16 protein-coding genes, 1 tRNA gene and 1 riboswitch are annotated in these 13,205 nt (G+C 69.5%); of the genes, 11 read left to right on the top strand and 6 right to left on the bottom strand.

Annotation, left to right across the window (positions count from 1 at the left end; all coding sequences use genetic code 11):
* Positions 1-12 precede the first annotated feature (12 nt).
* Positions 13-642, bottom strand: a complete 630-nt coding sequence (locus QWJ38_RS03910; protein WP_290357724.1) for a LysE family transporter — start codon at positions 640-642, stop codon at positions 13-15.
* Positions 643-718: 76 nt separating this feature from the next.
* Here QWJ38_RS03910 and radA point away from each other — a divergent pair, with 76 nt between their 5' ends.
* Both radA and QWJ38_RS03900 read left to right on the top strand, forming a co-directional pair.
* The gene (gene radA / locus QWJ38_RS03905) at positions 719-2,083 is read left to right on the top strand and encodes a DNA repair protein RadA (protein WP_290357723.1); all 1,365 of its coding nucleotides are present in this window, start codon (positions 719-721) and stop codon (positions 2,081-2,083) included.
* A gap of 1 nt (position 2,084) precedes the next feature.
* A complete protein-coding gene (locus QWJ38_RS03900) occupies positions 2,085-2,462 on the top strand; it encodes an antibiotic biosynthesis monooxygenase family protein (RefSeq protein WP_290357722.1) in 378 nt (125 codons plus the stop codon).
* A 69-nt stretch (positions 2,463-2,531) separates the two neighbouring features.
* Here QWJ38_RS03900 and QWJ38_RS03895 read toward each other — a convergent pair whose 3' ends face one another.
* The gene (locus QWJ38_RS03895) at positions 2,532-4,598 is read right to left on the bottom strand and encodes a PKD domain-containing protein (RefSeq protein ID WP_290357721.1); all 2,067 of its coding nucleotides are present in this window, start codon (positions 4,596-4,598) and stop codon (positions 2,532-2,534) included.
* A gap of 268 nt (positions 4,599-4,866) precedes the next feature.
* Positions 4,867-4,962, bottom strand: a riboswitch (cyclic di-GMP riboswitch).
* A gap of 132 nt (positions 4,963-5,094) precedes the next feature.
* Here QWJ38_RS03895 and QWJ38_RS03890 point away from each other — a divergent pair.
* Positions 5,095-5,490 carry a hypothetical protein gene (locus tag QWJ38_RS03890; RefSeq protein WP_290357720.1) on the top strand — a complete coding sequence of 132 codons (396 nt, stop codon included), beginning with the start codon at positions 5,095-5,097 and terminating at the stop codon, positions 5,488-5,490.
* A 12-nt stretch (positions 5,491-5,502) separates the two neighbouring features.
* Here the strand turns inward: QWJ38_RS03890 and QWJ38_RS03885 are convergent, their stop codons facing one another.
* Entirely contained in the window at positions 5,503-6,090 is a 588-nt protein-coding gene (locus QWJ38_RS03885; RefSeq protein ID WP_290357719.1) for a PEP-CTERM sorting domain-containing protein, read from the bottom strand.
* A 227-nt stretch (positions 6,091-6,317) separates the two neighbouring features.
* Between QWJ38_RS03885 and QWJ38_RS03880 the strand changes: the two genes are divergently transcribed.
* From QWJ38_RS03880 to QWJ38_RS03860, 5 genes are all read left to right on the top strand, one after another.
* Positions 6,318-7,241: a branched-chain amino acid transaminase gene (locus QWJ38_RS03880; RefSeq protein ID WP_290357718.1), complete on the top strand. Its 924-nt coding sequence runs from the start codon at positions 6,318-6,320 to the stop codon at positions 7,239-7,241.
* A 39-nt stretch (positions 7,242-7,280) separates the two neighbouring features.
* A complete protein-coding gene (locus QWJ38_RS03875; protein WP_290357717.1) occupies positions 7,281-7,502 on the top strand; it encodes a zinc-finger domain-containing protein in 222 nt (73 codons plus the stop codon).
* A 45-nt stretch (positions 7,503-7,547) separates the two neighbouring features.
* Positions 7,548-7,997 (top strand): YybH family protein, encoded by a 450-nt coding sequence (locus tag QWJ38_RS03870; RefSeq protein ID WP_290357716.1) that lies wholly within the window; start codon positions 7,548-7,550, stop codon positions 7,995-7,997.
* Positions 7,998-8,087: 90 nt separating this feature from the next.
* A complete protein-coding gene (locus tag QWJ38_RS03865) occupies positions 8,088-9,062 on the top strand; it encodes a YheT family hydrolase (RefSeq protein WP_290358056.1) in 975 nt (324 codons plus the stop codon).
* Positions 9,063-9,080: 18 nt separating this feature from the next.
* A complete protein-coding gene (locus tag QWJ38_RS03860; RefSeq protein ID WP_290357715.1) occupies positions 9,081-9,602 on the top strand; it encodes a DUF2946 family protein in 522 nt (173 codons plus the stop codon).
* 10 nt (positions 9,603-9,612) lie between these two features.
* On the opposite strand, the gene QWJ38_RS03855 is transcribed toward QWJ38_RS03860, so the two are convergent.
* Positions 9,613-10,422, bottom strand: a complete 810-nt coding sequence (locus QWJ38_RS03855; protein ID WP_290357714.1) for a type 2 periplasmic-binding domain-containing protein — start codon at positions 10,420-10,422, stop codon at positions 9,613-9,615.
* Between the two features lie 49 nt (positions 10,423-10,471).
* On the bottom strand, positions 10,472-11,359 hold the full coding sequence (locus QWJ38_RS03850) for an MBL fold metallo-hydrolase (protein ID WP_290357713.1): 888 nt from the start codon (positions 11,357-11,359) through the stop codon (positions 10,472-10,474).
* Between the two features lie 64 nt (positions 11,360-11,423).
* Between QWJ38_RS03850 and QWJ38_RS03845 the strand changes: the two genes are divergently transcribed.
* Both QWJ38_RS03845 and QWJ38_RS03840 read left to right on the top strand, forming a co-directional pair.
* The gene (locus QWJ38_RS03845; protein WP_290357712.1) at positions 11,424-11,864 is read left to right on the top strand and encodes a YeeE/YedE family protein; all 441 of its coding nucleotides are present in this window, start codon (positions 11,424-11,426) and stop codon (positions 11,862-11,864) included.
* Positions 11,861-12,295, top strand: a complete 435-nt coding sequence (locus QWJ38_RS03840) for a DUF6691 family protein (protein ID WP_290357711.1) — start codon at positions 11,861-11,863, stop codon at positions 12,293-12,295. Before QWJ38_RS03845 ends, QWJ38_RS03840 begins: the two co-directional genes overlap by 4 nt.
* A 51-nt stretch (positions 12,296-12,346) precedes the next feature.
* Here QWJ38_RS03840 and QWJ38_RS03835 read toward each other — a convergent pair whose 3' ends face one another.
* Entirely contained in the window at positions 12,347-12,904 is a 558-nt protein-coding gene (locus tag QWJ38_RS03835) for a c-type cytochrome (protein ID WP_290357710.1), read from the bottom strand.
* A gap of 132 nt (positions 12,905-13,036) precedes the next feature.
* Between QWJ38_RS03835 and QWJ38_RS03830 the strand changes: the two genes are divergently transcribed.
* Positions 13,037-13,112 (top strand) — tRNA-Arg (locus tag QWJ38_RS03830).
* The last annotated feature ends 93 nt before the right edge of the window (positions 13,113-13,205 follow it).

Below are 13,205 nucleotides of genomic sequence, written 5' to 3'. Positions count from 1 at the left end.
GGCGAGGGGTCGTCAGGCAGCGCGCTTGAAGGTCGCCAGCAGCGCGCCGGCGGCGATGAACAGGGAACCGAAGCTGCGGTTCATGATCCGGATCTGGCGTGCCGAACGCAGCATCGACAGCACGCGCGCGGCCAGCGCCGTGTAACCGGCCATCACGACGGCATCGGTGAAGGCCAGGGTCGCACCGATCACCAGGTATTGATGGGCGAGGCTGGCATGCAGGTCGAGGAACTGCGGCACGACGGCCAGCAGGAAGACCGTGCCCTTGGGGTTGACGGCATTGATCGCCCAGCCGCGCAGCACCAGTTGGCCGCGCGTCACCGTCGGCTGGTCGGCATCGGCCGCCACCAGCGGCTTGGCCGGCGCGCGCCATTGCTGGATGCCCAGATAGACCAGATAGGCCACGCCCAGCCATTTGACGATCAGAAAGCCCAGCGAGGAGGCGGCGATCAGCGCGCCCAGGCCGGCGCCGACGACGACGATCTGGGTCAGGATGCCCAGGATCAGGCCCACCGTCGTGAAGTAGCCGCGGCGGAAGCCATGGTTCAGGCCCGAGCTCATCGCGGCGATCGCGCCGGCGCCGGGGGACAGGCTGATGGCCCAGGAGGCGGCAAAGAAGGCCAGCCACACCGATATTTCCATGCTCGAACTCCAAAACTGCAGGCCGGTGTTTTAGCACAGCGGCCGGGCCGCACCGCCGCGGCCCGACAATGCCCCCATGGCCAAGGAAAAATCGAACTACACCTGCTCCGAATGCGGCGGCGTCAGCCCCAAGTGGCTGGGCAAATGCCCGGCTTGCGGAGCCTGGAACACGCTGGTCGAGGGCATCGCCGAGCCCAGCGGCGGCGCCGGCAAGAACCGCTACCAGGCGCTGGCCAGGAGCCAGCCGGTTTCGACGCTCTCGGAGATCGAGGCCACCGATTTCGAGCGCACGCCGACCGGCCAGGAGGAACTGGACCGGGTGCTGGGCGGCGGCATCGTCGCCGGCGGGGTGGTGCTGATCGGCGGCGATCCCGGCATCGGCAAGTCGACCCTGCTGCTGCAGGCAATCGACGAGCTCTCACGCAAGCTGCCGGTGCTCTATGTCAGCGGCGAGGAAAGCGGCGCGCAGATCGCGATGCGCGCGCGCCGCCTGGGCCTGCCCGGCAATCAGGTGAGGGTGCTGCCGGAGATCAATCTGGAAAAGATCCTCGCGACGATCGAGGCCGAGAAGCCGGCCTTCTGCGTGATCGACTCGATCCAGACCCTTTATTCCGAGCAGCTCAGCTCCGCGCCCGGCTCGGTGGCCCAGGTGCGCGAATGCGCGGCCCAGCTGACGCGCACGGCCAAGGCCGGTGGCTGCGCGATGGTGCTGGTCGGCCATGTGACCAAGGAGGGCGCCTTGGCCGGCCCGCGCGTGCTGGAGCACATCGTCGACACGGTGCTGTATTTCGAGGGCGACACGCATTCGAGCTTCCGCCTGGTGCGCGCGATCAAGAACCGCTTCGGGGCCGTCAACGAGATCGGTGTGTTCGCGATGACCGAGAAGGGGCTCAAGGGCGTCGCCAATCCGAGCGCGATCTTTCTGTCCACCCACGGCGAGCCGGTGCCGGGCAGCTGCGTGCTGGTGACGCTGGAGGGCACGCGGCCCATGCTGGTCGAGCTGCAAGCCCTGGTCGACAGCGGCGGGCCCAGCCCGCGGCGGCTGTCGGTGGGCCTGGACCGCGACCGGCTGGCGATGCTCCTGGCCGTGCTGCACCGCCATGCCGGTGTCGCGACGATGGACCAGGACGTGTTCGTTAACGCGGTCGGCGGCGTGCGCATCGGCGAGCCGGCGGCCGACCTGGCCGTGCTGCTGGCCATCCAGAGCTCGCTGCGCGGCCGGCCGCTGCCCAAGGGCTTCATCGCCTTCGGCGAGGTCGGCCTCGCCGGCGAGGTGCGGCCGGCGCCGCGCGGCCAGGAGCGGCTGAAGGAAGCGGCCAAGCTCGGCTTCAGCGTTGCCGTCGTGCCGAAAGCGAACGCGCCGAAGAAAGCGATCGAGGGCCTGACCGTGCATGCGGTCGAGCGCATCGAGGAAGCGATGGATTTGCTCAGAGGGCTTTGACATGAACGATCGGGACGCATTGCCCGGCCTCGCGCCGCTGTTCGAGCCGCCCTATTACGCCGTCATCTTCACCAGCCTGCGCACGACCGTCGACGCGGGCTATGGCGAGATGGCCGAGCGCATGGTCGCGTTGGCGGCCGAGCAGCCCGGCTATCTGGGCGTCGAGAGCACGCGCGGCGCCGACGGCCTGGGCATCACCGTGTCCTACTGGCAAAGCCTGGAAGCGATCCAGGCCTGGCGCGCGGTCGCCGAGCACCGCGCCGCGCGCGACCAGGGCCGCGCCGACTGGTACCGGCATTACGCGCTGCGCATCGCCCGGGTCGAGCGCAGCTACGGCTGGTCGCGCGCGGACGGCGTCGAGGATCCGACGCTGCGCTGAAGAAAAGAAAAAGCCCCGGCAGTGATCTGCGGGGGCTTCGGGCTTCAGCGCCAGCGCCTGGCGCGCCGGTCAGCGGGCAATGGAGTCGCTGGTCTCGGTATTCGTCGCCGGTGCGTAGCTGTAGCCGTTCAGGCTCACGCCGGTGACGCCGAAGACGAAGCTGCCGCTGCGGACGCGCGTGCTGGGCGAGCCGAAGCGGGCGACGCCGCTGGCGTCGGTGACGGCCGTGGCGCCGCTGCGCGAGACGATGCCGCTCCAGTTGCCGGTCACCGTCGCGCCGACGACCGGCAGGCCGTTGGCGCCCAGCACCTTGACCGCCGCGCCGGCCTGGGCATTGCCGTTCCTGTTGACCGTCAGGCTCATCGCGATATCGCTGACGCGCATCGCGATCACGCTGACGGCCGGGTCGACGACGACGGTCACAGCGCTGGACGAGCTCAGGCCGCTGTTGTCGGTCACGCGCAGCTGCGCGCTGTAGCTGCCCGGCGTCGCATAGGCATGCGCCAGGGTCGCCCCGCTGCCGCTACCGCTGTCGCCGAAGTTCCAGTCATAGGCGACGACGCTGCCGTCCGCATCGCTGGAGCCGCTGCCGCTGAAATTGACGGTCAGCGGTGCCGTGCCGCGCAGCGTCGAGGCGGCGATGACGGCCTTGGGCGCCTGGCCGGCCGCGCCCGGATAGCTGGCGCTGAGCGTGTACTGGCCGAGGCTGCCGTAGTTCGAGTAGCCGGTGCTCAGCGGATCGCCCTTGCCGGTGCCCTGCACGGCCAGGTAGTAGGTGCCGGCGGCCGGCAGCGTGAGGCTGAGGCTGGCGTCCAGCGCGTCGGCCGGGTTGGCGGTGGCCAGCACGCTGCCGGCGGCGTTGCGCAGGCTCAGCACGGCGTCCAGATTGGCCGAGCGGGCGGCCGGGCTCAGCTTGAAGCTGGCGGCGCCGGCGGCGGCCGTGAAGGCAAACATATCGATGTCGCCGGGCCGCTCGATCACGCCGGTGGCGGTGGCCGTGCTGATGCCGCCGCTGCTGGTGGCGACCAGCACCGTCGCCGTGGCCGGCGTGTTGCCGTGGTCGTCGGCGCGCAGCGGCAGGCCATTGCTCTGCATGACGGCATAGTCGTCCTGCACATTGTTGGCGCCGGCGTACTCGCCCTTGCTCCACTGCGTCAGTGGCTGGTAGTAGCCGACGCCCATGATGGGCGCCCAGCCGGTCGCGCCACTGCCCTGGCCCTGGTAGTAGCCGACGGTCGAGGTGCCGTCGTGCGAGAGGCCCATATTGTGGCCAGCCTCGTGCGAGATCGCCTCGGCCACGTACTTCTCGTTGCCGCTGCCCAGCGCGTCGTAGAAGACCAGGGCCGGCTTGTAGAACTCGCTGCTGTCGTCGAAGACGCCGACATAGGCGATGCCGCCGCAGCTGCAGCTGTAGACGCCGGCCCGGGTGGTGATCACGACCGTGGTGCCGAAGACCTGGTCGGTGGAGCCGGCGCGCGCAATCAGCTCCAGCGGCACGGCCTCGGTCGTCACGTCGACGTCGAAGGGCGCGTAGTCCTCGGCCACGCGCTGCCAGATGTACTGGATGCGCTCGAGCTCGGCCTGCGAGAAGCTGTAGGGCAGGCCGTCGGTATCGAAGGGCGGCGCGATGATGCTGCCGCCGCTGCCGTTCCAGGCGGTGCCGGTCAGCGTCGCGCCCTTGAAGTTCAGGTAGATCGTGCGCTTGGCACCGGCGCGGCTGTGCAGGAGAAAGGTCTGGTCCAGCGGCGCCAGCGTGCCGTCGAGCAGGCCGGTGGAGGCCGCCGAAGCCGGTGTGGCCGGCAGCGGCTGGTCGAGCTCTTCGACGACGAACAGGCGGCCGCGCTGGTCCAGGCGCATGCGCTTGTCGTTCAGCAGCAGCGCGCGGAATTCGTCCGGCGACTTGCCGTACCAGTCTGCGACCTCGGGCAGGCGGCTGCCCAGCGCATCGAGCGCGCGCTGGCCGCCAAGCTGGCGCTCGGGCAGGGTGATCTGCGGGAAGGGGCGCTTGACCCGGTGCGGCACGACCTCGGCCGCCGGTGTGCCGGGCGGCGCGGCATGGGCGGTCGAGACATGGGCGGCCGTGGCCGCAGCCAGCGCCAGCAGCAGCGGGCGGATCAGCTTGGAATTCAATTTCATCGGAGAGCCCCTCGAGGGATTGAATGAAACCGTCCGTGCGCGGGACGGCACGCGTCGGTCAAACCTGGATCGGACAGAAAGGTGGTCGAGGGGAGCCCCCTAAGGCGGCGCGGCGCAGGCTCGAGCTCGGGACGGGCGGTGCGGGCGGCGTCGGTACGAGCGCCGCGGCAATGCGAGGAGGCGGATGCTGCATATCGAACTGTCCTTGCCGACCGGATGAGCAGAGCTCAGCGGGAGCGACAGCCGACGCTTGCCCATGCTTGCGTCCGCAGGCGGCCCCGCTGTCCTGGCCGCGCCGAACGGGCGCGCTGTAGACCGGGAACTTTGCGACCCCGACTTTCGTACGGGTGTGCCAAGGGACCGGATGGTAGGGGCGGCCGGGCGCTTCGGGGCGGCACCTTACCGGAAGTTACCCCGATTAACCATCGGTGGTGGCGCGGGGGTGTGGGGCCGGAGCGATTCGACCGAGGCGGCGCTTCGCTTAGGATTCCGCCCCATGAACAAATGGATTGGTGGCGCGCTGGCGCTGGCCGCGCTCTTCGTCGGCGGGCTTTTCTATGGCTGGCAGGGCGTGATCCTGGCGCTGACGGTGATCGTCTTCTGGCTGCTCTTGCAGTTCTCGCGCCTGATGCGGGTGATGAAGGCGGCCGGCGAAAAGCCGGTCGGCCGGATCGACAGCGCGGTGATGCTCAACGCCAAGCTGCGCGAGGGCATGCGCCTGGTGGAGGTGATCCCGCTGACACGCAGCCTGGGCGAGAAGATCGCGGCCGAGCCGGAAACCTATCGCTGGACCGATGCGGGCGGCGTCAGCGTCGAGCTGCAGCTGGCCGACGGGCGGCTGCAGCGCTGGCAGCTGCTGCGGCCGGCGGAGACGCCCTCAAGCGAAGCCTGAGGCCGCGCCTGTTCAGCCGCGGGCGCGGCGGCGGGCAATGAAGCCGATGGCGCCGAGACCGGCCAGCAGCAGCGCATAGCTCTGCGGCTCCGGCACGGCCTGGGGCACGACGCTCAGCGCATTGCCGATATAGACCGCATGGCCCAGGTCGCCGAACTGGCCGCCGAGCTTGATCTCGCCGATGCCGGCCGTGCCGCCATCGAACAGGTAGAAGCTGTAGCGGTTGGCCTGCTTCAGGCCGATGACGAACAGGCCGGTCGCCTTGGCACCATTGTCGAAGGACAGGCTCAGGTCCTTGCCGTTGTCGCTGAACACGCCGAAATCGGCGGCGTCGCTCTTGCTGTAGAGCATCTGGGACTGGTACTGGAAGCCCTGGGCGCCGAACTCGCTGTTCAGCAGCTCGATCTGCCCGGTCGTCAGGCTGCCGCCCAGATTGCCGCTGAAGGAGCCGGCGCAGTCGCTGAAGGCGACGCTGGTCGAGGTCAGGCCGCAGGCGGGCGAACCGGCCGTCGGCAGCTCGTCGCTGTTCTTGGCCGCGGCGTTCTGTCCCAGGGCCATGGCCAGAACGGCGCTCAGTGCGATGCAGACTTTCTTGTTCATGACGGGGCTTCCTTGCTTTGCGGGCTACGGCTTGAACTTTACCGAGGCCGGGCCCGCCGCCGGGCCTGCCGCACCCCCGCGGACGGGGGGCGGCGCGACAAGGCGGGCGCGGATCGCGTGAACTTCATCACGCCGATCGGCCCGCCCATGACGGCCGCGATGGATAGTCCCGGCTTGCATAAAATCGTCCGTTCCGCCGAGACGGCAACAATCATCAGGAGTTCCTCATGTCCATGGACGACCGCGACGGCAAGATCTGGATGGATGGCGAGCTGGTGGACTGGCGCGACGCCAAGATCCATGTGCTCTCCCACACGCTGCACTATGGCTGCGGCGCCTTCGAGGGCGTGCGCGCCTACAAGACCGACAAGGGCACGGCCATCTTCCGCCTGCGCGAGCACACCGAGCGCCTGTTCAACAGCGCCAAGATCCTGCGCATGAAGATCCCCTTCTCGATCGAGCAGGTCGAGCAGGCGCAGCGCCAGGTCGTGCGCGAAAACAATCTCGAGAGCTGCTACCTGCGCCCGCTGACCTGGATCGGCTCCGAGAAGCTGGGCGTCTCGCCCAAGGGCAACAAGATCCACCTGATGGTGGCCGCCTGGGCCTGGGGCGCCTATCTGGGCGAGGAAGGCATGCGGCGCGGCATCCGCGTCAAGACCAGCAGCTACACCCGCCACCACGTCAACATCACGATGACGCAGGCCAAGGCGGTGTCCAACTACACCAACTCCATCCTGGCCAATATGGAGGCGCTGGACGACGGCTACGACGAGGCCCTGCTGCTCGACGCCGCGGGCTTCGTCTCCGAGGGCGCCGGCGAGAACCTGTTCGTGATCAAGAACGGCGTGGTCTACACGCCCGATCTGTCGGCCGGCGCGCTGAACGGCATCACCCGCAACACCATCTTCCACATCTGCCAGGACCTGGGCCTGAAGCTGGTCGAGAAGCGCATCACCCGCGACGAGGTCTATATCTGTGACGAGGCCTTCTTCACCGGCACCGCCGCCGAGGTGACGCCGATCCGCGAGCTGGACCGCATCGAGCTGGGCAGCGGCAGCCGCGGCCCGATCACCGAGAAGATCCAGGCGGCCTTCTTCGACATCGTCAACGGCCGCAATCCGAAGTACGCCGAATGGCTGAGCCTGGTCTGAGCCGGCCGCAGCACGCAACAAGAAAGAAAGAAGCAAGCCATGAGCGAAGCAACGACAAAGAAGCCCGCCGCGGTCGTCGAGGTGACGGCCGCCGATGTGCAGGACAACGGCACCGTGTTCTGCCCCAACCCCAAGATGCCGCTGTGGAGCTCGCATCCGCGCGTCTTCATCGACCTCAGCCACGAAGGCCAGGGCAAGTGCTCCTACTGCGGCACCGTCTACAAGCTGAAGGCCGGCGAAGTGCTGCACGGCGGGCATTGAGGCGCGCCGATCCCGGGGCCGTCGCGCCCTTTCTACAATAGCGGCATGCACCGTCCCAAAGCCCAGACCGCCGCCCTGCTGGCCTCGCCCGAAGACACCGAACAGCAGTTCTACGAAGCGCTGCAGCATGCCGATATGCAGCGACTGATCGAGGTCTGGGCCGACGAAGAGGACATCTGCTGCGTCCATCCGGGCGGCCCGCGCCTGATCGGCCTGGCGGCCATACGCGCCAGCTTCGAGACCCTGTTCGCGCAGGGCGCGCTGAATGTGCATCCGGAGCGGGTGCGCAAGCTGCGCAGCGGCGACAGCGCGATCCACCAGGTGCTCGAGCGGGTGCAGGTCGGCGGCGCCGACGGCCGCCAGCAGGCCTGGGTGGTCGTCACCAATGTCTATCTGAAGACCGCGCAGGGCTGGCGCCTGGTCGTCCATCACGCCAGCCCCGGCAGCGCACAGGACCTGCCGGACGTCGCCGACGAGCCGGCCACTTTGCACTGAGATGAAGCGCCTCCACGCTCTCTTCGATCGCTGCCCCCCGTGGGGGCGCTCAGCCGCCTTCGGGCGGCCGGATGGCGGCTGATGCCCAGGATGACAGCCATGCAGTACCAAGCCCCCTACTGGCTGCCCGGCGGACAGGCGCAGACCATCTGGCCGGCGCTGTTCTCGCGCAGCCGCGGCGGGCCCGAGCTGAGCTTCCGGCGCGAGCGCTGGAACACGCCGGACGGCGATTTCGTCGACGTCGACTGGATAGACGGCGCCGACGCCGAGGCGCCGCTGCTGGTGCTCTTTCACGGCCTGGAGGGCAGCTCGCAAAGCCATTACGCGCAGGCCTTCGCGACCATCGCCCGCTCGCGCGGCTGGGCGATTGCGATCCCGCATTTCCGCGGCTGCTCGGGCGAGCTGAACTTGGCGCCGCGCGCCTACCACTCGGGCGACTTCGAGGAAGTCGGCTGGATGCTGGAGCAATGCCGCGAGGCGCACGAGGGCCCGCTGATCGCGGCCGGCGTCTCGCTGGGCGGCAATGCGCTCTTGCGCTGGGCGGAGGAGCATGGCCAGAGCGCCGCCGCCACCGCGCGGGCGGTCTGCTCGATCTGCTCGCCGGTCGACCTGGCCGCCGCCGGCCATGCGATCGGCCAGGGCTTCAACCGCCTGGTCTACACCCGCATGTTCCTGCGCACCATGGTGCCCAAGGCGCTGCGCAAGCTGGCCCAGCACCCGGGCCTGTTCGACGGCGAGCGGCTGCGCCAGGCGCGCGATCTGTACGAGTTCGACAACCTGTTCACCGCGCCGCTGCACGGCTTCCGCAACACCGAGGACTACTGGTCGCGCTGCTCGGCCAAGCCGCATCTGAAGCGCATCCGCATCCCCGCCCTGGTGCTGAATGCGCGGAACGACCCCTTCGTGCCGGCCGCCAGCCTGCCGCGCGCGCAGGACGCCGGCTCCTATGTGACCCTGTGGCAGCCGGCGCATGGCGGCCATGTCGGCTTTGCCGACGGGCGCCTGCCCGGCCATGTGTTCAGCATGCCGGAGCAGGTCTGCGACTGGCTGGGCAAGGCGCTCTAGCAGCGCACGGAGGCCGCCATGGATGAGATCGTCAAGGCTGCGCTGAAGAAATGGCCCAATGTGCCGCATTGCTACGGCTGGCTGGCGCTGGACGCGCGCGGCGACTGGTATATGCGCGACGAGCGCATCCAGGCCGCCGGCCCCTTCCCGCAAATCAAGGGCAGCCGCATCAACCACGAGAAGCTGCGCGAGTTCATAGCACGCAATTACGCGGCCGACGAGGCCGGCTGCTGGTTCTTCCAGAACGGCCCGCAGCGCGTCTATCTGCAGCTGGAGGCCGCACCCTGGATCTGGCGGCTGGACGAGCAGCTGCGCCTGCAGAGCCACACCGGCCTGGCGACCGAAGTCGAGGCCGCCTGGCTGGACGAGGCCGATCGCCTCTTCCTCTCGACGCCGCTGGGCCTGGGCCTGGTGCACACGGCCGATATGCATCTGGCCGCGCGGGCGGTCGAGCAGGGGCTGTGGCAGCCCGAGCCCACCACCCACGCCGAGCTGCTGCGGCGCCACGGCGTCGTGCTGGAGCCGCGCCCGGCCGGCTGAGCGCCCGCGATCAGCGGACGCGGTACTCGGGCGACTCGCGCAAGCGGCCGATCGCCGTCCACCAGGCCTCGACCTTGTCCTGCAGCTCCGGCGCCAGATGCGGGCGCACGGCCGCGTAGTAGTCGCTGCTGGAGAAGGCGCGCGGCAGCACGACCAGCGACTTGACCCCGACCTCGCTCAGCGCGAACTCGACCTCCTCCTGCATGCCCACGGCCAAGTCGACGCGCCGCGCCGCCACCTTCATCAGCAGCTGGCGCGTGCTGATCGCCGTGTCGTCGACCTCGAAGCCGCGCGTGCGCAGCGGCTCGATCACCGAGTTCATGACCGCGCGCGTGCCGACCAGCGGCGGCTTGCCCGGCGACACGCCGGTCAACGCCGTGCCGTCCCAGTTGAGCGTCGCATCGGCGCGCCGCACCCAGACCAGATTGACGCGCGCCAGCCGCCGCGCCGCGTCGACGGCGCCGCCCCTGCTCTGCGGGAACTGCATGGCCTTGGCCTGGTTGCGCGCGACCGGCGAGGCCAACATCGCGTCGACGCCCTCGCCGTCCAGCATCGCAGCGCAGCGCCGCACCGGATAGCGCAAGAACATCACGCCCAGGCCCGCCTCGCGGCCGGCATCGAGCAGGATGCGCTCGGCCACGCCCAGGCGCTGCGGATCGTTGTTCAGATAGGGCGGCACCGCCAGATCGGTGATGCAGACGCGCCAGATGCGCGCCGGCTCGGGCTGGGCCGGCGCCGGCCCGGCCGCCAGCGCGAGCGCGGCCAGCAGCAGACGCAGGGTCAGCGAGCGCGGGCGGCGACAGCGCGGCGGCTTGTCCATGGGCCCAGCATAGCGCGCAGCCGGCCGGCGCGGCGGCGCGCCGGCCCGCTCAGTTGCGGGGCAGCGTGTTCAGCGGGATGCGCAGGTAGGCGATGCCGTTGTCGTCCGCCGGCGGCAGCCGGCCGGCGCGCACATTGATCTGGATCGCCGGCAGGATCAGCGTCGGCACCTCCAGCGTCGCGTCGCGCGCCCGGCGCATCGCGACGAACTGCGCCTCGTCGATGCCATCGCGCACATGGATGTTGGCGGCGCGCTGCTCGGCCACCGTCGTGCACCAGCGCGCCTCGCGGCCCGGCGGCGGGTAGTCGTGGCAGACATAGATGCGCGTGGCGGGCGGCAGCGCGAGGATGCGCCGCATCGAGCGGTAGAGCTGGTGCGCGTCGCCGCCGGGGAAATCGGCGCGTGCGCTGCCGACATCGGGCATGAACAGGGTATCGCCGACGAAGACATCACCCCCATCGACGACATAGGCCATATCGGCCGGCGTGTGGCCGGGCACCAGCATCGCGATGGCCTCCAGCGCGCCGATATTGAAGGCCTCGCCGTCCTTGAACAGATGGTCGAACTGGCTGCCGTCGGGCAGGAAGCTGCGCTCGAGGTTGTAGATCTTCTTGAAGGTGGCCTGCACCTCGCGGATCCGCTCGCCGATCGCGATGCGCCCGCCCAGGCGCTGCTGCAGATGGCGCGCCGCCGACAGATGGTCGGCATGGGCATGGGTCTCGAGGATCCAGTCGACCGCCAGCCCCTGCGCGCGCACATGGGCCTCGATGCGGTCGGCCGACTCGGTCGAGGTGTGGCCGGACTTGAAGTCGAAATCCAGCACCGGGTCGACGATGGCCGCGCGGCGGCTGCCCGGATCGGCCAGCACATAGCTGACCGTGCCGGTCCTTGCGTCGTAAAAGGCTTCAACCGAGAGGCGGCGCGCGTCAACATCCATGGCTCGACAATGTAGCCTCAATCGGCCGCCCGCCCGGGGCGCCACGCCAACAAGAGGACCTTGGATGCTCACGATCGACTGGCCCGTCTTCACCCCGCTGGCCGCCCTCGCCGGCGGCGCGCTGATCGGCCTGGCGGCCGTGCTGTTCGCGCTGCTGAACGGCCGCATCGCCGGCATCAGCGGCATCGTCGGCGGCCTGCTGCGGCCGCGCCGCGGCGACATCGGCTGGCGCCTGGCCTTCGTGCTGGGCCTGGCCGCCGCGCCGCTGGCCTATGCCTTGCTGGCGCAGCTGCCGGCGCTGCACATCGAGGCCGGCTATCCGGCCCTGATTGCCGCCGGGCTGCTGGTCGGCATCGGCACCGGCTATGGCTCGGGCTGCACCAGCGGCCATGGCGTCTGCGGCTTGTCGCGCCTGTCGCCGCGCTCGCTGGCCGCGACGCTGGCCTTCATGGCCGCCGGCTTCGCCAGCGTCTTCGTGCTGCGCCATCTGCTGAGCGCGGCATGAAGGCGCTGTTTGCCGCCCTCGCCGGGCTGATCTTCGGACTGGGCCTGCTGGTCTCCGGCATGGCCGATCCCGCCAAGGTGCTGGGCTTTCTGGACCTGGCCGGCGCCTGGGACCCCTCGCTGGCCCTGGTGATGGCCGGCGCCATCGGCGTCGGCAGCCTCGGCTTCGCGCTGGCGGGTCGGCGGCCGCGCTCGCTGCTCGGCGAGGCCATGCAGCTGCCGTCGAGGACGCAGCCGGTCGACCGCCGCCTGCTGCTGGGCAGCGCGCTGTTCGGTGTCGGCTGGGGCATCGCCGGCTTCTGCCCCGGTCCCTCGCTGGTCGCGCTGGGCCTGGGCGAGCCGAAGGCGTTGGTCTTCGTGCTGGCCATGCTGCTGGGCATGGCGATCTTCGAATGGCGCGAGCGCCGCGGGCGCCGATCGCAGCAGGCATAAAAAAACCGACCCATCGGGTCGGTTCCTGCGGAGCGTGAAGCGCTCGGCTTCTTAGTTGGCGGCCGAGGCGGCCGGGGCCGGAGCCTTGGGCTCGTCGAACTTGGCGCCACCCTGGTTGGCCATGTAGACGACCGCGCGGGCGATCTCGAAGTCGTTGAAATCGCCGCCACCCTGCGGGCCCATATTGCCCTTGCCCTTCAGCGCCGAGTGCAGCAGCGTGTCGAAGCCGCTCTTCACGCGCGGGCCCCAGGCCGCGGCATCGCCGAGCTTGGGAGCGCCGGCAGCGCCGGTCGCGTGGCAGGCCGAGCATTGGGCCTGGAACACCTGCTCGCCGGTCTTTAGCGAGCCGAGGTCGTTAGCGTCCTTGATCTCGATGCTGCCGACCGGCTGGATGCGGCCGGCCAGCGCCTGGCCCGCCAGCGCATCGCTGCCGGCGGCCGGCTTGGTTTCGGTCGTCACATAGCTGGCCAGCATGACGATCACCAGCACCGGCACCACGAAGGCGAAGAACACGGCCCAGGCCAGTTGCTTGGGCGTGCGGATCGGGCCTTCATGGGCGTCGTCGTGCGAAACGTCGTTGGAATGCGCGTGATCTGGGGTTCCGCTCATGAAATCCTCTTGGCTTGGCTGGCTCGGCAGAATGAAAATTCAGCAGCGCCCCATTCGCGAGGCGCAAAACCGCGGGATTATATCTAGCCTCAAACGAAGGCCCGCCGCGGCGCTGCTAGAATGCACCGCGCTGCGCCCGTAGCTCAATGGATAGAGTACTGCCCTCCGAAGGCAGGGGTTGCTGGTTCGATCCCAGCCGGGCGCGCCAAGGACATCAAGACATCAGCCACCTCCCGGTGTGGCAAGTAAGGCGATAAGTGGCCGTTGTGCAAGCTAATGCTTGAATACAGACTTCGCCACG

The sequence above is a fragment of the Roseateles violae genome (assembly GCF_030410485.1).
Taxonomy (GTDB): domain Bacteria; phylum Pseudomonadota; class Gammaproteobacteria; order Burkholderiales; family Burkholderiaceae_C; genus Roseateles_D; species Roseateles_D violae.
This window is presented reverse-complemented; position numbering and strand designations above follow the sequence as displayed.